The sequence below is a fragment of the Legionella sp. W05-934-2 genome (assembly GCF_964199965.1).
GTDB lineage: Bacteria > Pseudomonadota > Gammaproteobacteria > Legionellales > Legionellaceae > JAFIFT01.
The window spans coordinates 171,505-189,034 of the sequence record NZ_CAXMZT010000001.1 but is presented as its reverse complement, the minus strand read 5'-3'; the positions used below and the strand labels follow the sequence as shown (position 1 = coordinate 189,034).

Below are 17,530 nucleotides of genomic sequence, written 5' to 3'. Positions count from 1 at the left end.
TGAGTGCATATTGACAAATTGGTCATTATATGTATAATTCTAGTTTTTTTTCCGTTGTCCATTATGTCATATCCCCGTGAGTTGCTCTATCTGTTTCCTGCAATACCTTTCTTGCCAGAGAATATCTCCAAAGCGTTTATTCAAGATCCACTGACTCAAGCATTTTCGAAGTTAATAGAAGATAATCGATATCATCTATTGTCAAAATATGTGAAATTTAACTGGTGGACTCGGTATTTGACAAACGATGAAACTCTTGAACTGTTTAAAAATTTTAAATCCGCCTCTAATTTAACGCAACGTTATTACAGCGCATTAATTGAGCGAAAAACTAACGAAATAGAAATCAAAAAATCAGATATTTCCTATCTATTAACGTCTTACGAAAAATTAAGCATTTTAGTAGAAAGACAAAAGATCAAAGAAAAAGGGGAAGCTCTTGGGGTGTTTGTTGAGGAAAAGGATTGGTATGATGAGATTGAAACATTAAAAAAAGAAATTAGAATACAACGTCGGCTCATGTGTCTTTTTCAATTAGGCATCAATATAAGATTTGAAGAAATAGACGCAATTTTTAAACAATACCCATTTTTTAAACGCGATGTATTTCCATATACCGATGAAACTGATCTAAAAAAATGCAAAGAAATCATCCGCCAATCAATCTTATCCCATATTGGTAAGCACATTTGTTTTGACAGCCCAATCGATCTAAACAATGAAAATCAACAATTGGCTGAAGCACTAGTTGATGCAATTTTTAGTGATTCACCTCAGCGCTTTTCTGAGCAAGCAAAAAATTATAGAGATTCTGTGCACAAGAAATTGCTCGACGAGCTTAGCAAATATCGGCAGGTAGCTTCTGCACAATCATCTGAATCGATTAGCCAGTTATTCTCTGGTTTTACTAACAGTTTATTTGAACATGCTGATAGACTCGCACAAGCTTACCAATTTATTCAATACACGGGTTTTGGCTCGCAATCGGATTTTTTTCTATTTGACGTCTATAGTGCTGCCCGAAACGCGCAGAATGTATCTGAATTCAAACATGCTATTTACGGAATTTTAAAGCCTTTTCATCCGATTGTTCGTGAATACCAATCCATTGGTCTTTATGAAACCAATGAACTGCGAAAAGTTATCCGGATAATGATCCCCTTATTGATATTGACTGCCACGTTTATCGCGGTTGCTGCTATTTTGGCACCACTTGCATTACCGGAGATTGCTTTTTGGGCTGCTTTGGTTCCTTCAATATTTATCGGATTAGGCTTAACTAGCCTGTATTGTAAAGTTAAAGATAACCTATATCAATCTATTCGGCAGACGTATTACGGTGGTCAATACCAATTGCCTGAATTTCAAGTTAATGAACGCATGAATGTGATTTTTGGAAATTCTGCATCGATTGTTCAACAATTTTATATTGAACTATTGAAACAATGCCAGGCTAATGACGAATTATTTTCTGGTGAACAAAAAAAGGGGTTGTTAACGGATGAACAAAGCAAGCGAATGAATGAAAATAGACAGCAACTGCATCTCTTGTTAAAAGAATGGCATGATATCCATGAAAATCACCAAATTACCCAAGAAGAGGTGTTAAAAATCACGCGCAATCAGATGGTAAGAGTCATCAATAAGAAACGCAGTCAGTTGAGCCAGTTAGTTGAATCAAACTATGATAAAGAGGTAGAAGGGTGGGACAACATTGCCAAAAATGTAACAACGACTGAGCCCAAAAATCCCATAGCGAATGCTGGTAAAAAATTTGTTAGTCAACTGAGTCTATTTAATCAAATTAAGCGCTCGATTGACGAGGAAGCGCAAGTTTATGCGCCTATCTTGATAGCTATAAACTAGTGCACGCGATGCTCAACTTTTCACAGAACCAATCGTACCCGGGCCTGATTGGTTCTGCGAAAAGTTGAGCATCGCGCTATTTAATAAGCTGTTTTCGTCGTTTATAAGCCAACCATTGCTCTCGGATCACATGGAAAAGAAATGCGCCCAATAACTTTTTGTTCCATTTCACCGATTTTTTATCACTAAGACGAATGATTTGGTAGTAAAACCAGGCTACTTCGCCTTGAATATTGATACCTTGTATCATTTGAAAAGGGCTTGTCGGTCCCAAAAGACCATGTCCTAACAGTTTTTTTTCAGGCCGCGGAAGCGTTTTTAATTCGTGTTGTTTCAATTGATTTGGCCAATCTGGCATCACACAGAATGGTCTTGCAAGACCTAAAAAATCGACATGGGTTAACGCCTCATTCATCGCTGTGATCGTTTCAAATCCGCCAGTTACCATTAATGGGATTTTCGCAACTTGTCTTACTTGTTTCGCATAATTAACAAAATAGGCTTCACGGGCAATAGTTGAATCCCTTTTAGGCAAATCGGCCTCCCCCTTATCACCATGGTGACCTAGAAGCTGCGGTTGTTCATAAGTGCCTCCGGATAATTCAATCAGATCGAGCGGATAGTCATTTAAAACATTGATCACGTTGATACAATCATCGATCGAATAGCCGCCCTTTTGAAAGTCTGATGAATTTAATTTTAAGCCCACCGCGAATTGGCTGCTCACGGAGGACCTAACTGCTTCTATAACACGTTGTAGAAAACGCATGCGATTGTCAAAATTGCCCCCCCACTCATCGGTTCGTTGGTTGGTAATCGGGGATAAAAATTGGCTTATTAAATAGCCGTGCGCCCCATGAATCTGAACACCATCGAAGCCACATTCTTCTGCAATTTTAGCGCTTACTGCGAATCTTTGAATAATTTGTTCGATTTCGTGTGTTAAAAGGGCACGCGGTTTTGCAAATGAATGGAGAAGATCAAGGCTTACCTCAGAGGGGGCTAGGGGGGAGCGATTGACCCATTTTGTGCATTGCCTACCAGGGTGGCTAATTTGCAACCAAAATCGGCTGCCATTTAATTTGCCTGCATGCGCCCATCGTTTAAGAAGATTCTTATCACTGCTTTGATCAATAATGACATTGCCTGGACGTTCTAAAAAGCGTCTATCGATCATCACATTACCACTAATGATTAGTCCTGCCCCCCCCATAGACCATTGTTGATATAGATTCACCAAACGATCATTGACTTGGCCATCCACACTTAACCCTTCAGTCATTGCAGCCTTTACAAGCCTATTTGAGATAGCTTGTCCACAAGGTAACGTAAAGGGTTGAAATAAGGGATTGTTAGTTTTGCTCACAGCGACATCCTATTGATATTTAATATTATTTGATATGTGAAACGATTGATAGATTATGTTATAATAAAAAACATCCCTTAAGGTTTACAACAAGGTTGCTTTGGTGAAAAACTTTGTACAAATTAGTGTGTCAACGGGCTTAATCAGCTGAATTGTTTCCCGATAACACATAAATTTAGCCAAATTTTTCATTTTTTCTTTCTTAGCGAAACTTTAGGGCTGTTCACTAATGCCATTTCGCTACAGCTTATGCTATTCTAAGAATTTATACAACTTACGCTAGGGTTAAATTAAGGTTACATAGACATGCCTTCTGAAACAGTGTTTTATACCATCTTTCTTATTTTCGCAGGAGCATCTTTATTCGCAACCGTGGTTCTATACACCCGACAATCGTTATTAGTAGCCTATATCCTTTTAGGTATGGTGTTTGGTCCCTGGGTTTTAAAGCTAGTTGATAATGTTGGGACAGTTCAGCAGATTGGTGATATGGGAATCGTCTTTCTGTTATTTTTGCTGGGGTTGCATTTGCAACCGCAAAACCTCGTGCACATGTTAAAAAAGATTACTTGGATTGCCTTAATCAGCTCAGTTGTATTTGCAGTTGTTTCCTATATGATTGGTCGTTGGTTTGGGTTATCTGTTTCAGAGTCTTGGATACTTGGCGCTGCCATGATGTTTTCATCAACAATCATCGGTTTGAAGCTCCTGCCAACAACGATACTTCACCACCAGCATACGGGTGAAGTGATGATTTCTGTATTGTTAATGCAAGATTTGATCGCTATTATTATTTTAATCCTCATCAATGGTGCCCAAGAGGGAACCGGCTTTACTTGGAATGACTTAATTCTTGTTGGAATAGCGCTTCCTGCCATGATAGGATTTGCCTTTGCATTTGAGCGTTATGTGCTTATCAAACTACTGGCCCGATTTGATACGACACAAGAGTATGTCTTTTTATTGTCAATCGGCTGGTGCATGGGGATGTCGGTATTAGGTCATGCCTTAGGCCTCTCAGAAGACATCGGCGCATTTGTTGCTGGCGTAGCACTTGCGTCTAGCCCAATTTCTCTCTACATCGCTGAGAGTTTAAAACCATTGCGCGATTTCTTTTTAGTCATGTTTTTCTTTACGGTGGGCGCCACCTTCAATTTTAGCTTAGGCTCACAAGTCATGATACCGGCATTTATTTTATCCGTGTTAATTATTCTCTTTAAACCACTGCTATTTAGTATGTTGTTGACGTTTTCGGGTGAAAAGAAATCTGTCTCAAGAGAAGTGGGTTTTCGTTTGGGCCAAGCAAGTGAGTTCTCACTACTCGTTGCAAGTATTGCGCTTAATGGCCATATTATTTCAGAAGTTGCTTCGAATTTAATTCAAGCAACCACAATTATTACCTTTGTTGTGTCTTCTTACATTGTTGTTTTAAAATACCCAACCCCCATTGCGTTGTCGGATAATATGCGGAAGGATTAATACCATGAAATTATTAGTGATTTTAATTGCGTTGTTTTCAGAACGATTTTTAATGCACAAATTAGCAGACAAACGCGTTTCATGGATTCATTGGATACAAAAGCAATTTATCGAAATTTGCAATAATAACAAACCATTACAGTCACGTTTAATGAAGACTGTGCTGATGGTATTGCCCATGTGGCTTATCGTTGCGGGTGTCTATTGGATATTAAGTGATGCGTTCTGGGGTATTGCTTATTTTATCATGAACTTAGTTATCTTTTATTTTTGTATTGGCCCTACCAATATTTTTTATCCTTCTGAGAAAGAAGGTGTTGGCATACAACATTTAGTTATCGCTAACGGTGCTATCATTGCTCCTATCTTTTGGTATATTTTGCTGGGCCCTTTATTCATGCTTGCTTACCGCCTGATTGAACTGGCTAGCCATCATCAGAAGGAGCAGTTGTACTGTGAGGTCATTGTCCAGTGGCTCGATTGGATTCCGGCACGAATTACGTCGCTATGTTATTTGTTTGTTGGTCATTTTCAACGCGGACTTGAGCCTTTTGGTCATTACTTTTTTGCAAAACCTCAAGACAATAATGTGTTACTCGAATCAAGTGGGATGGCAGCTATTAGTGACGATCAATCAACACTCTCCGAGCTTGATGCTGAAAAAGCACTTGAACATAGTATTATTCTTTACCTGGTGTTCATTGCTATCGTCACCATTATCGCATGGTTTTAAGGATACCAAATTATGAAACGAATGATCGTTATTTTGTTGGCTTGTCTTTGCTTAACGAGTTGTAAAACAGGCGAACATATTGCTGTCAAAAATAGCCGAAATGCTTCTAAGGTGACATCAGAGGCCCCAAAGACCACAGCAAAATCAATGAAGCAATGCTTGCAAAGTTGTGAACAAATTAATCGTTCCTGTCTGAGCCAATGCAAGGATAGCTGCCGTATCTGCCAAAAAGAAGCGGACAAACAAGCTTGGAAAAGTTATGAAGAATACTATCAAAGAATGAAAATTCAGGGTACTTATCGGCCAAGAGATTGGTTATCTTTTCGAGATCCTTTAAAATGCCGAAAAGTGTCATGTAGTTGCCCAGGTGACTTAAACGTTTGTATTCAACAATGTGGTGGCGAAATTAAGAAAAAGCTACTTGCCACACCGTATTGCGAATAACTCGATAATATAAAATGGGGAAAAAATTAAATGTCGAACGAATCAATTTCAGATATCGATCCAGTCGAAACACGTGAATGGCTGGATGCACTTGATTCTGTCTTATCTGTTGAGGGCAAAGAAAGAGCCGCCTTTCTCGTCCAACAGCTCATCGATAAAGCGAATGGTGCAGGCGCTATTGTTAATACCTCAATTAATACACCGTATCGAAACACTATCCCTGTGCATGAAGAGTTATCCATCCCGCCGGATGAAGGCGTTCGCAAACGTATTGCTGCGTTAATTCGCTGGAATGCTGTGGCTATGGTGTTACGCGCTGGTAAGATTTCCCCTGAGCTAGGTGGTCATATCGCGTCCTATGCTTCCGCTGCAACGTTATATGAGGTTGGGTTTAACTATTTTTTTAAAGAAAATGACTTACTCTATATTCAAGGCCATTCTTCACCAGGTATTTATGCACGAGCGTTTCTGGAAGGTCGACTCTCCGAAGAACAGCTTAATAACTTTCGCCAAGAAGTCGAAGCGAATGGCTTATCTTCTTATCCCCATCCCTGGCTAATGCCGGACTTCTGGCAGTTCCCGACGGTTTCAATGGGTCTTGGCCCCTTGCAAGCAATTTATCAAGCTCGTTTTCTGAAATACTTGGAGAATCGAGGATTAATAGAGCCTAATAAGAGTAAAGTTTGGGTGTTTTTAGGTGATGGAGAAACTGACGAACCTGAATCTTTGGGTGCTTTAACCATTGCATCGAGGGAACGGCTTGATAATCTTATATTTGTGGTTAATTGTAATCTACAGCGTTTGGATGGCCCCGTCCGGGGCAACGGGAAAATTATCCAAGAATTAGAAGGGGTATTTCGTGGTGCTGGATGGCAAGTGCTAAAAGTCATTTGGGGCGCACGGTGGGATAGTTTATTAGCTCAAGATAGCAGTGGGCTTCTGCAAAAGAGAATGGAAGAGTGTGTCGATGGCGATTATCAAGCCTATAAAGCAAATGATGGAGCCTATGTGCGCGAAAACTTTTTTGGGCAATATCCCGAATTGAAAAAGATGGTTGAAAATATGTCAGATGATGATATCTGGCGACTTAACCGAGGCGGCCATGATGAAGGAAAAGTTTATGCTGCTTATGCCAAAGCACTTGAAACAAAAGGTAGACCAACGGTTATTCTTGCAAAGACAGTGAAAGGATATGGCATGGGTGCCGCCGGTGAGGGGCTAAATATTACCCATCAGCAGAAGAAAATGACCATCGAGCAATTAAGAGCATTTCGCGATAGGTTTCATATCCCCATTTCCGATGATGAAATCAATGAGATTCCTTTTTATCGACCAAATGAAAGTAGCCCGGAATTCAAATACCTTCAGCAACAACGAGAAAAACTGGGTGGGTATTTACCCAAACGCACACACGAATGCGAGCAGCTTCCTGTGCCTGATTTATCGGCATTTTCCTCCGTCATGGGAGACAGCGGCGATCGAGAATATTCAACAACGATGGCCTTTGTGCGCATCCTATCAGTCTTATTAAAAGATAAATCCTTAAAAGATAGAGTGGTACCTATTGTTCCTGATGAATGTCGAACATTCGGTATGGAAGGCCTATTCCGTCAAATTGGTATCTATTCGCCCATTGGTCAGCTATATACGCCGGTCGATCATGAGCAAGTAATGTATTACAAAGAAGCGAAAGATGGTCAGATTTTAGAAGAAGGAATAACTGAAGCGGGTGCATTTTGCTCATGGATTGCCGCAGGAACTTCCTATTCAACCAATCATCTCCCCATGATCCCATTCTTTATTTATTATTCAATGTTTGGTTTTCAGCGTGTTGGCGATTTAGCTTGGGCTGCTGGCGACATGCAAGCTCGCGGGTTTCTTTTAGGAGGTACGGCTGGGCGAACAACACTAGCCGGTGAAGGGTTACAACATCAGGATGGTCATTCGCATATTCTTGCCGGCACCATCCCTAATTGTATCACCTACGACCCCACTTATGCCTATGAATTAGCGGTCATCATCCATCATGGTTTGGATCGCATGTATGCAAAACAGGACAACGTGTTCTATTATATCACTGTCATGAACGAAAATTATCATCACCCTGAAATGCCTAAAGGATGTGAGGAAGGCATTATCAAAGGCATGTACTTGTTAGAAAGCATTAAAGGCAAAAAGGGGCATGTCCAATTGTTGGGGTCAGGCACAATTTTGCAAGAAGTTCGCAAAGCAGCACAATGGCTACAAAAGGATTTCAACATTGGTTCTGATGTTTGGAGTGTTACCAGTTTTAATGAATTACGTCGCGATGGTTTACATTGTCAACGGTATAATCGGATGCATAGCGATAAAAAAGCGAAGACTCCTTATGTGACACAGTTATTAGAAAAGACCAAGGGCCCCATCATAGCAGCAACAGATTATTTAAAGCTCTATGCAGATCAAATTCAACAATTTATTGACAAGCCATTTATTGCTTTGGGGACTGATGGCTATGGACGAAGCGATACACGCACAAAACTTCGTCATTTCTTTGAAGTTGATGCAAAGTTTATTGTATTGGCTGCGATTGAATCTTTAGTAAAAACAGGTGAACTACCAAAATCAGCTATTAACGAAGTTATGAAAAAATATGACATAAACGCCGACAAACCTGAGCCCATATCACAATAAAGGTCTGTCCGGTTTATGACGAATGAGGAATCATAATGGCAAATGAACAAAAAATAAAAATCCCTGACATTGGTGGGGCTGAAGGTGTTGACGTCATCGAAGTATTAGTGAAGGAAGGGGATTCTATCAGCCAAGATACATCATTGATAACCTTGGAGTCTGATAAAGCGAGTATGGAAATTCCCGCCCCGGTTGCAGGGATCGTTAAGAAATTGATGGTTAAAATTGGCGATAAAGTATCAGAAGGCGATGACATTTTAGTCATAGAAACAGAGGCTGGAAGTAATGAGGTTAAAAAGGAATCTTCTCAGAATCAGTCAGAACCAGAAGTCCAAGGAAATAAAGAACGTGTAACGGAGCCTAGTAGCAATGCCACTTCGACTGCGCCAATGTCTGAGTCCATCGAATCGATTAAGATTCCTGATATAGGTGGCGCAGCAGATGTCGACGTCATCGACATCATGGTAAAAGAAGGGGATATGGTTGAAGTAGAACAATCATTGCTTACATTAGAGGGTGATAAAGCGACCATGGACATTCCTTGTCCAAAAGCAGGCAAGGTTAAAAGTATCCATCTGAAAATTGGTGATAAAGTCTCCCAAAATGATCCAATATTAGAATTGCTCGTTGCCTCTCATGGTGAATCAACCGTGACTCAATCACCTGAACCACCGACAAAAACGCGTGTGGACAATACGGCTGAACAACCGAAATCGATTGATGCGCCAGCGGTGATTAGTAAATCATTACCTAACGATCAGGCAGTCCATGCTGGGCCCGCTGTTCGTCGACTTGCGCATGAATTAGGCGTTAATTTAAACCAAGTGACAGGTTCTGGTCGCAAAGGTCGTATTACCAAAGAAGACCTTGTCCTTTTTGTTAAAAATGTCATGGAAAAGGGCGGTTCAGGTGGTGGCTTATCGATTCCCCTTGCTCCCGCTATTGATTTTAGTAAGTTTGGTGAAATTGAAGTTAAACCGCTTAACAAAATTAAGCGATTAACCGGTGAAAATGTGCATCGAAGTTGGGTGACAATTCCCCATGTGACACAATTTGATGAAGCTGACATTACCGAGCTCGAAGCGTTTCGTTCTGCAGAAAAAGAAGGGGCTAAAAAAGCCGGTTATAATTTAACCATTATCGCATTTGTGACAAAAGCATTATACCTTGCTATGAAAACATTTCCCCAATTTAATGCTTCGTTATCGCCAGATGGAAAGGATTTAATTTATAAGTCCTATTATAATATTGGCATTGCCGTTGATACACCCAATGGATTAGTTGTGCCCGTGATAAAAGGCGTTGATAAACTCAGTGTGGCTGATATCGCGCGTGAAATGGGAAGACTATCACAAAAGGCACGTGAAAAAGGATTAATGCCTAATGACATGTCGGGTGGTTGTATGACCATTTCAAGCCTTGGCGGCATAGGCGGAACAGCATTCACGCCGATTGTTAATAGCCCTGAAGTAGCGATTCTTGGTTTATCAAGGTCTTATATCAAACCCGTGTTTCAACAAGACAAATTTGTTCCACGTCTCATGTTACCCTTATCGCTATCTTACGATCATCGTGTGATTGATGGGGCAGAGGCTGCACGTTTTTCAGTGTATTTAGCGGATATATTGGGTGATATTAGAAAAATCATATTAGGATAAAGAGATTAATAGTGATGTCGGTTGGGTGCAATACTGATGCACTTGATAATTTATGAAAATAAGCCGTCGTTGCGAAAGAAGTGAAGGAATTTAGTGCAAATCTTTGTACAGAGATGAACTGGATTGCTTCGCAGAGCTCACAAAGACGAGGCTAAATAAAATTGTCCTGTTCAAAGGTTCAATGCCCAACACAGTTTTAAATGAGATAATAAATAGAGGCAAATATGGCAACTGATAAAAAAACAGATTTAGTCGTTCTAGGAAGTGGACCAGGTGGATACACAGCTGCTTTCCGTGCTGCAGACTTAGGATTAAATGTCATCCTTGTTGAACGCTATGATAATATTGGTGGCGTTTGCTTAAACGTGGGCTGTATCCCATCCAAAGCACTGCTTCATGTTGCCAAATTATTGGATGAAGCTGATGAAATGCATGGCATGGGTGTTGAGTTTGGAAAAACTAAAATAGATAACAAAAAACTAGTTGAGTGGAAAAATTCGGTTGTTAATAAACTGACAGGCGGGTTAAAAGCACTTGCAAAACAACGAAAAGTTGAAATTGTAACAGGGGTTGGTAAATTTACTGGCAGCCACAGTATGGATGTGGCCAATGGCAAAGAAAAAACATCCATTGAATTTAAAAACGCCATCATCGCTGTCGGTAGTGAATCGATTAAACTCCCATTTATTCCCGAAGATGATAGAATTTTCTCTTCAACCGGTGCCCTTGAGCTTAACGATGTTAAAGGCGATATGCTCGTGATCGGTGGTGGGATTATTGGTTTGGAAATGGCAACAGTCTATTCCTCTTTAGGCGTTAATGTCACCGTTGTGGAGTTTTTAGATCAATTAATGCCAGGCGCTGATAAAGATTTAGTAACTATCCTACAAAAGCGTATGGAGAAAAAAGGGATTAAGTTTTTACTTAAAACAAAAGTAACCAAAGTTGACGCCAAAAAAGATGCCCTTCATGTGACCATGGAAGGAGATAATGCACCCGATAAACCAATGAAATTCAATCAAATTTTACTGTCTGTTGGCCGCAAACCAAATGGTGGCATGATTGATGCGGACAAAGCGGGTGTTAAAGTGGATGAACGAGGATTTATATCCGTTGATAAGCAATTGCGAACCAATGTTGCGCATATTCATGCGATTGGTGATGTCATTGGACAACCCATGCTTGCGCATAAAGCGATTCCTGAAGGGAAAGTAGCAGCAGAAGTTATCGCTGGCAAAAAACATTATTTTGAACCAGCTTGTATCGCCAGTGTTGCTTATACCGATCCAGAAGTTGCTTGGGTAGGCTTAACCGAAAAGGAAGCGAAGGAAAAAGGCATTGACTATGAAAAGGGCGCATTCCCATGGGCTGCCAGCGGTCGTGCTTTAAGTATGGGACGAGAAGAGGGCATGACCAAGTTACTCTTTGATCCGAAAACAAATCGCATTTTAGGTGGTGGTATCATTGGTGTGAACGCTGGTGATCTTATTTCTGAAATCGCTTTAGCTATTGAAATGGGTTGTGATGTGGAAGATATTGCCTTAACCATCCATCCGCATCCAACGGTTTCTGAAACGATATGCCAGGCTGCGGAAGCATTCGAAGGTAGCATCACGGACTTATATTTGCCGAAGAAAAAGAAAAAATAACTAACCGATTAATCGATTTTATCATTCATAAGTTAAAACCCCGAGATGTCATGAGATTTCTCGGGGTTTGAAGTAACTTAAACTAATTTGTTAATAGCTTATTTGCCCTTAGAGCAACAATTACCGCCAAATATATTATAAAGAAAGGCGATAACAACGCCATCTATAAATCCATGAATAAATGCGAGCGCTGTCCCTAAAAATACATTAGCTAATGTAATTCCATTGATCATGTAAAGCGCGTTCATTGTCATGACAATTGTTGTTCCATAATCAATAAAATAGGCCATCAATCCTAGAATTAACATGGTTAATCCCATAAATACACCAAGGGCCAACCCGAGACCTTTAATGCTTAGCCGACACTTTTCCATTACTCCCTCCTTCGTACACGTTTACCCCTCACCTTAATTATAGTTGAGTCACAGACAGATGGTATTAAGTTATTAATTGGTATCATATTCTTGACACTTGCAGAATGTGTCTAGCAGACTGTGCAATCCTTCATGACCATACAAAATTTACTTGGTTATTCGTTCTTTATAAATGGTATAATTATGGTTTTATAAAAGGGTATAAGGATTAATCATGTCCATTTGGTATCGAAGTATCACTGTCGAGCAGTTGAACCTACGTAGTCAAAATACAATGGCGGAGTTTTTAGGTATACAATTTACTGAAGTTGGGGATGATTATTTACTGGCGACCATGCCTGTCAATGAGAAAACCAAGCAACCCATTGGCATTTTGCACGGCGGGGCAAATGTTGTGCTTGCTGAAACCATGGCGAGCACTGCTGCCAACATTGTCATTGATATCGAAAAGCAATATTGTGTTGGCCTTGAAATCAATGCCAATCATATTCGTTCTACGACGGATGGAGTCGTCACTGGCAAAACTTATCCACTTCATCTAGGACGAAGTACGCAAGTTTGGCAAATTGAGATCAAAAATGCATCCGGTAAATTAACGTGCGTTTCTCGTATGACAGCATCCGTTTTATCGAGATAGTACGGCATCGCTTTCAGAAATACCCTCTTAATTTAAGCTGACATATGCTCTAATATGAGGATTACTAAAAAACCGATAAAAAAGCTCGAAGTAATTAATGGCGTATCTTCTACCTCATGCGCTTCAGTCAACAATTCTTCCGTAACGAGATATAATAGGGCTGCAACACCAAAGGATATCAGTGCAGATGTATATATCGGTGGCAGTGATTGCAACAAAGAAGCACCGCCAACGGAGCCAATTGGTAATAATAGGCCTAACCCAAACACGATCAAAATCGTGTTCAATTTATTAAATTGTTTACCCGATAACGTTGCCGCAGATGACAAGCCTAAAAATAAAACCTCAATTGCCAGCGCAAACGTAATTAGCAATCCACCTTGTTTACCAACCAGAAAAGCTATACCAATTAATACCCCATCTATGAATAAATCAATACCGACACCTGATATGAGTCCCCACGGGGTAGCAGACTGACCACCGTGAGTATGGCCAATAGCTTCGGTTAATAGCTTTATGCCAATCATTGTTATTAAGCCGGCTAAAAAGCCAATCGTCATAGCCCAAATATTAGTCCCTTGTCCCAAATGGGGTAATAATTCGATTGCCACAGCCGCAAAAACCACACCAGCAGCAAAATGTTGGGTTCCGCTAATTAGTTTTTCGCCAGGATTAAAAATCCCCGCAATTATTCCACCAAGTAACATCCCAAATGTTGGTATCAAGCTATAGGGGGTTGAAGTCCAATAGTACGGAAACGTACGCTAAGGAAGTGCCGTATTCTTCGATAGCTGATTTAGAACGATCAATAAATCCAGATTGTTTAGTTTTGCGGCAATGTCTGTAAAATAATGAAAGCTCAAAGCTCTTTTACGTTTAAGTGCACTTCATTGGAAGCAAATTTGGCAACGATATCCAATTCACCGCCCATGGCTTCAATATAACGCTTCAGGGTGGACAGTTTCATGTCACGCCGTCTTTCTGTTCTTGAGACATTAGCCTGTTTAGTATTAAGTTTAGTTGCCATATCTTCTTGAGTAATATGCAGCTGCTCACGTATTTCATATAAAAGAACTTCCTTAAGCAATTGACTGGTTTTTTCTTCAACCGCCTTTTGCGCAATTAAGCTCATTTTGCTTTTTAATGTTGAAAAGGACTTAGCCATGGTTCTTTTCCTCCGTTTTTAAAATTAAGAGATGTTTTTGGTACAAACGCTCAGCAATAGGAATATTTTTTTCATACCAACGATCATCTCCTGTTTTATTACCGCCCAAAAGTAAAATTGCACAACGTCTCGGATCGAAAGCATACAAAATTCTGTATGGGTCACCTGCATGTTGGATACGTAATTCACGCAAGTGCGTAAGTTTTGAACCCTCAATTCCAGATGAAAAAGGAAACTTTAGATTCGGTCCGCATTGTTCCAAAAGATTTACTGTTGATGCGATATCAATCTGCTCTCCTTCCGTGAGACTCTCCCACCAAAGTTCAAATTCATCGGTATATTCAACATCCCATATCATTACTATAGTCCAATAATATATTACATGCAAGTAATATTACTTTAATGTAATGTTTTTAGCAATCAAATTCAATAAGTTTGAAGTCCGATGGTACAAAAACGTATGCTATGGATCTTCAATGTTATCAGCAAGCTGGTTGAATGGCCTGAGTTCACCCTGCATAACTTTTTCATTTAGAACAAAAGAGTAATGCCCAAGTACATTAATATGACCATATTGCAGTGGTGATAGCCTAGCCTCATCCTCTTCTCTTATCAAAACAGACTTCTGCTCTAAATAATTTCGTGCCGCATCCATGTAAAGAGTATTCCAGAGAACAACAGCATTCGTCACTAAGCCTAAAGCGCCTAGCTGATCCTCTTGTCCCTCACGGTATCGTTTACGAATTTCTCCACGTTGGCCATGACAAATGATTCTGGCAACACTATGCCTGCCTTCACCTCGGTTCAACTGGGTCAGTATTCGACGACGGTAATCCTCATCATCGATATAGTTGAGCAAATACAAGGTCTTGTTAATGCGTCCGACCTCTATAATTGCTTTTGCCAAGCTCGAAGGTTTATCGCTTTTTAATAGTGATCGAATAAGTTCCGATGCCTGTACAGTGCCGACTTTTAGAGAGCCAGCTATTCTCATCATATCATCCCAATTTTGCTCGATACGCTGTGTATTGGCGCAACCCCGTGCAATATCGTTAAGTACACCATAGTCTGCTTCTTTATCAATGCGCCAGAAAACGGCTGCACCAGCATCTGCTAAACGAGGGGAAAATTGATATCCTAGCAACCAGAATAACCCGAAAATTATATCGCTGGCTCCCGCGGTATCCGTCATGATTTCCGTTGGATTTAAACTCGTTTGCTGCTCCAGCAACCCTTCTAAAATAAAAATAGAGTCTCTTAAGGTGCCAGGTACCACTATACCGTGGAAGCCTGAAAACTGATCCGAAATAAAATTATACCAAGTAATTCCCTTGCTAGAACCAAAATATTTTCGATTGGGTCCTGCGTTAACAGTTCGAACAGATGTAACAAACCGCATGCCATCTGCGGAAGCCACTTCTCCACCACCCCATTTTTTTGCCAGTGGGATAGTGGACTGATAATCAACCAATCTAGCATTAGCTCTAGCCAATGTTTCCGCACGGATATAATTTTGCTTAACCCAATTTAGACGGTGGCGAGTCAATGCTGGAATATGGTGTTTTATTAATGGTTCCAGTCCAATATTACATGCCTCGGTTAGAAGTACAGCACAAAGGCTGGTTGGAAGATCATCAGCGCGAGCATTTGATTCACTTACATGAGTAAACTCATCAAGAAAGCCTGTGCGAGCATGGATTTCAAGTATTAATTCGGTTAGATCAACTTGTGGCAATAACTTCGCAATTTGCTCACTAAGGAATGTAAGCGTTGATGGAGTTTCAAGCTTATCAAGGTTCATAATCGTTAATGTAGGATGCTTCCCTGAATTATCAATTCTGATTGCGTTATTATTATCAAAATTAGCTGCAACTTTTTTATATGTGACATCCAAACGATTTGTCATGGCCGCTATTGCATCGTGAGGAGCCAAAGGATGTCCTAATAAACGGCAGATCTGTATTCTGTTGTTATGCCAATCAGATCCTTGGAGTAATTTTGTCCGAGTATCCCCCCAACGGTCACTGTTTTCGACATAAACATCCCTTCTTTTCAAACTGTCTTGTAACTTATCCAAAAAGCATAACGTATAACCCTGTTTTGAGACATTTCCTTCTTTATCAAAAACTAATCGCTTCCAGGGTTGAGTAATAATATCAAGCGGGGGATCCTTAAGAGTTTTTTTGCGTGATAAATTGCCCTGCGCAAGATATTCTAATGCTTCAATCGTATTATTACCTGCTGGCGCCGCTTTAAAAATGATATCTCTGAGTGCTCTGGGTAGAAATCTAGAGACTTTTCCATATTGCTCGACTATTTCATCATGAAATTTATCGCCCACTGGTCGAGCTAAAATGTTTATGGTTTCAATAGATTCCAGTAGTTTTTCTTTAGAAATTAAGGCATAAATTGTCTCACGTAGCTTGGTATTTTCTGTCCCTTCATTTAAAACCTGCTCGCAAGCTTTTGCTAAAGATAACGCTGCCTTATCTAAATCCTTTAATGTACGTAAACGTTTTTTTTGGCCAATCCTCTTCGCATCACTTGAAATGCCGGTGGTAAGCAGATCAAGCAAATCTAGCGCATCATCAAGCGCAATTATTTCAAAGGTTTGAACAAAAGCAACCAGTATGGCTGTTCGCCTATCATCAGACATACGCGCTATTTTTTTCGCAGAGATTAGGCCTGCGTAACGAGCCAGATTTTTTAATCGCACAGGGGGTATATGAGAAAAATCAAAATTGCCAAATCCAAATGCCTGCAACTCAAGGTAACGCTTCATGGACTCGTTAAATGCAGGAGCGCTGATTGTTACAGGACCTTTTCGATAATAATCAAAACGCGATGTTCGCTCTCCTTTGGGTACATGAAGAAGAGCCTCTAATTCTATTTTTTGCTCGGGCGTTGGCAAAGATGATAGGCGTTTCCATAGACGTTGGGCAGCTCTTTCTCTAATTTCAGAAATTAATCGGGATAGGGTTGATTCTCCAGGTAAAATTACTTTGTGTTGAATTAACCAAGTGGTAGCAAATTCAAACAGTAGGCTTGGTCTTTCATTGCTTATCCATGATTTGGCATAGAGCAATCGGCTTAGTCGAAATACCCAGGGCATTTGATTGAAATCACGATACCCATAATACTCGCGAATGAGTGCTGTATGCTCGCGTTTGGTAGTTTCACGTTTTCCATAATCATTTAAGACAGTTATATCGGCGATTGATAGCTGTCCTGCAACAAAAATTTGAGCATTGACGGGCACAAGGGATAAATCCGTAAGAAATGTTCCTAAGAATCGAACAGATGTTAATTGTAAAGCAGAACCAAGTTTATTTTGATCCCCACGTCGCTCAGCAATAAAGGATAAGTCTGTATTGTCTAAATGAAAGTATCGTGCCAGCTGAAATTCATCTGGTTCCCCAACATATTGGCCATATTGTGCCTTTTGTTCTTCGGTTAAAAAATCTACAGCCATAAACCTATCTTATA

The 17,530-nt window shown here is 40.2% G+C and carries 14 protein-coding genes; 8 read left to right on the top strand and 6 right to left on the bottom strand.

The window, feature by feature from the left end; all coding sequences use genetic code 11:
* Window positions 1–63 precede the first annotated feature (63 nt).
* Window positions 64–1,866, top strand: a complete 1,803-nt coding sequence (locus tag AB3348_RS00885) for a hypothetical protein (protein WP_367605656.1) — start codon at window positions 64–66, stop codon at window positions 1,864–1,866.
* 76 nt (window positions 1,867–1,942) lie between these two features.
* Here AB3348_RS00885 and AB3348_RS00880 read toward each other — a convergent pair whose 3' ends face one another.
* Window positions 1,943–3,232, bottom strand: coding sequence for an NADH:flavin oxidoreductase/NADH oxidase family protein (locus AB3348_RS00880; RefSeq protein ID WP_367605655.1), 1,290 nt, complete (start codon window positions 3,230–3,232; stop codon window positions 1,943–1,945).
* Window positions 3,233–3,538: 306 nt separating this feature from the next.
* Between AB3348_RS00880 and AB3348_RS00875 the strand changes: the two genes are divergently transcribed.
* The 6 genes from AB3348_RS00875 to lpdA all read left to right on the top strand — a co-directional run bounded on the left by AB3348_RS00875 (window position 3,539) and on the right by lpdA (window position 11,868).
* A complete protein-coding gene (locus tag AB3348_RS00875) occupies window positions 3,539–4,711 on the top strand; it encodes a cation:proton antiporter (RefSeq protein ID WP_367605654.1) in 1,173 nt (390 codons plus the stop codon).
* A gap of 4 nt (window positions 4,712–4,715) precedes the next feature.
* Window positions 4,716–5,444 carry a regulatory signaling modulator protein AmpE gene (gene ampE, locus AB3348_RS00870; RefSeq protein WP_367605653.1) on the top strand — a complete coding sequence of 243 codons (729 nt, stop codon included), beginning with the start codon at window positions 4,716–4,718 and terminating at the stop codon, window positions 5,442–5,444.
* Between the two features lie 12 nt (window positions 5,445–5,456).
* Entirely contained in the window at window positions 5,457–5,888 is a 432-nt protein-coding gene (locus AB3348_RS00865; RefSeq protein ID WP_367605652.1) for an acyltransferase, read from the top strand.
* 30 nt (window positions 5,889–5,918) lie between these two features.
* Entirely contained in the window at window positions 5,919–8,561 is a 2,643-nt protein-coding gene (gene aceE / locus AB3348_RS00860; protein ID WP_367605651.1) for a pyruvate dehydrogenase (acetyl-transferring), homodimeric type, read from the top strand.
* 35 nt (window positions 8,562–8,596) lie between these two features.
* Window positions 8,597–10,219: a dihydrolipoyllysine-residue acetyltransferase gene (locus AB3348_RS00855; RefSeq protein WP_367605650.1), complete on the top strand. Its 1,623-nt coding sequence runs from the start codon at window positions 8,597–8,599 to the stop codon at window positions 10,217–10,219.
* 224 nt (window positions 10,220–10,443) lie between these two features.
* The gene (gene lpdA / locus AB3348_RS00850; protein WP_367605649.1) at window positions 10,444–11,868 is read left to right on the top strand and encodes a dihydrolipoyl dehydrogenase; all 1,425 of its coding nucleotides are present in this window, start codon (window positions 10,444–10,446) and stop codon (window positions 11,866–11,868) included.
* 98 nt (window positions 11,869–11,966) lie between these two features.
* On the opposite strand, the gene AB3348_RS00845 is transcribed toward lpdA, so the two are convergent.
* Complete coding sequence (locus AB3348_RS00845; RefSeq protein WP_367605648.1) at window positions 11,967–12,242, bottom strand: hypothetical protein; 276 nt, start codon at window positions 12,240–12,242, stop codon at window positions 11,967–11,969.
* 214 nt (window positions 12,243–12,456) lie between these two features.
* Here AB3348_RS00845 and AB3348_RS00840 point away from each other — a divergent pair, with 214 nt between their 5' ends.
* The gene (locus AB3348_RS00840; RefSeq protein ID WP_367605647.1) at window positions 12,457–12,879 is read left to right on the top strand and encodes a hotdog fold thioesterase; all 423 of its coding nucleotides are present in this window, start codon (window positions 12,457–12,459) and stop codon (window positions 12,877–12,879) included.
* A 32-nt stretch (window positions 12,880–12,911) separates the two neighbouring features.
* Here AB3348_RS00840 and AB3348_RS00835 read toward each other — a convergent pair whose 3' ends face one another.
* The 4 genes from AB3348_RS00835 to AB3348_RS00820 all read right to left on the bottom strand — a co-directional run bounded on the left by AB3348_RS00835 (window position 12,912) and on the right by AB3348_RS00820 (window position 17,516).
* Window positions 12,912–13,604, bottom strand: coding sequence for a ZIP family metal transporter (locus AB3348_RS00835; protein ID WP_367605646.1), 693 nt, complete (start codon window positions 13,602–13,604; stop codon window positions 12,912–12,914).
* 134 nt (window positions 13,605–13,738) lie between these two features.
* A complete protein-coding gene (locus AB3348_RS00830; RefSeq protein WP_367605645.1) occupies window positions 13,739–14,044 on the bottom strand; it encodes a helix-turn-helix domain-containing protein in 306 nt (101 codons plus the stop codon).
* Entirely contained in the window at window positions 14,037–14,402 is a 366-nt protein-coding gene (locus AB3348_RS00825; protein WP_367605644.1) for a type II toxin-antitoxin system RelE/ParE family toxin, read from the bottom strand. The genes AB3348_RS00830 and AB3348_RS00825 overlap by 8 nt, the downstream gene beginning before the upstream one ends.
* 105 nt (window positions 14,403–14,507) lie before the next feature.
* Window positions 14,508–17,516, bottom strand: a complete 3,009-nt coding sequence (locus AB3348_RS00820; RefSeq protein WP_367605643.1) for a Tn3 family transposase — start codon at window positions 17,514–17,516, stop codon at window positions 14,508–14,510.
* Window positions 17,517–17,530: the final 14 nt, after the last annotated feature.

Bases quoted from the DNA above. Each gene is read 5' to 3' on its own strand.
- aceE (WP_367605651.1), top strand. From the start codon at position 5,919: ATGTCGAACGAATCAATTTCAGATATCGATCCAGTCGAAACACGTGAA.
- AB3348_RS00825 (WP_367605644.1), bottom strand. From the start codon at position 14,402: ATGATATGGGATGTTGAATATACCGATGAATTTGAACTTTGGTGGGAG.
- AB3348_RS00885 (WP_367605656.1), top strand. From the start codon at position 64: ATGTCATATCCCCGTGAGTTGCTCTATCTGTTTCCTGCAATACCTTTC.
- AB3348_RS00845 (WP_367605648.1), bottom strand. From the start codon at position 12,242: ATGGAAAAGTGTCGGCTAAGCATTAAAGGTCTCGGGTTGGCCCTTGGT.
- AB3348_RS00875 (WP_367605654.1), top strand. From the start codon at position 3,539: ATGCCTTCTGAAACAGTGTTTTATACCATCTTTCTTATTTTCGCAGGA.
- AB3348_RS00820 (WP_367605643.1), bottom strand. From the start codon at position 17,516: ATGGCTGTAGATTTTTTAACCGAAGAACAAAAGGCACAATATGGCCAA.
- lpdA (WP_367605649.1), top strand. From the start codon at position 10,444: ATGGCAACTGATAAAAAAACAGATTTAGTCGTTCTAGGAAGTGGACCA.
- ampE (WP_367605653.1), top strand. From the start codon at position 4,716: ATGAAATTATTAGTGATTTTAATTGCGTTGTTTTCAGAACGATTTTTA.
- AB3348_RS00840 (WP_367605647.1), top strand. From the start codon at position 12,457: ATGTCCATTTGGTATCGAAGTATCACTGTCGAGCAGTTGAACCTACGT.
- AB3348_RS00855 (WP_367605650.1), top strand. From the start codon at position 8,597: ATGGCAAATGAACAAAAAATAAAAATCCCTGACATTGGTGGGGCTGAA.
- AB3348_RS00830 (WP_367605645.1), bottom strand. From the start codon at position 14,044: ATGGCTAAGTCCTTTTCAACATTAAAAAGCAAAATGAGCTTAATTGCG.
- AB3348_RS00865 (WP_367605652.1), top strand. From the start codon at position 5,457: ATGAAACGAATGATCGTTATTTTGTTGGCTTGTCTTTGCTTAACGAGT.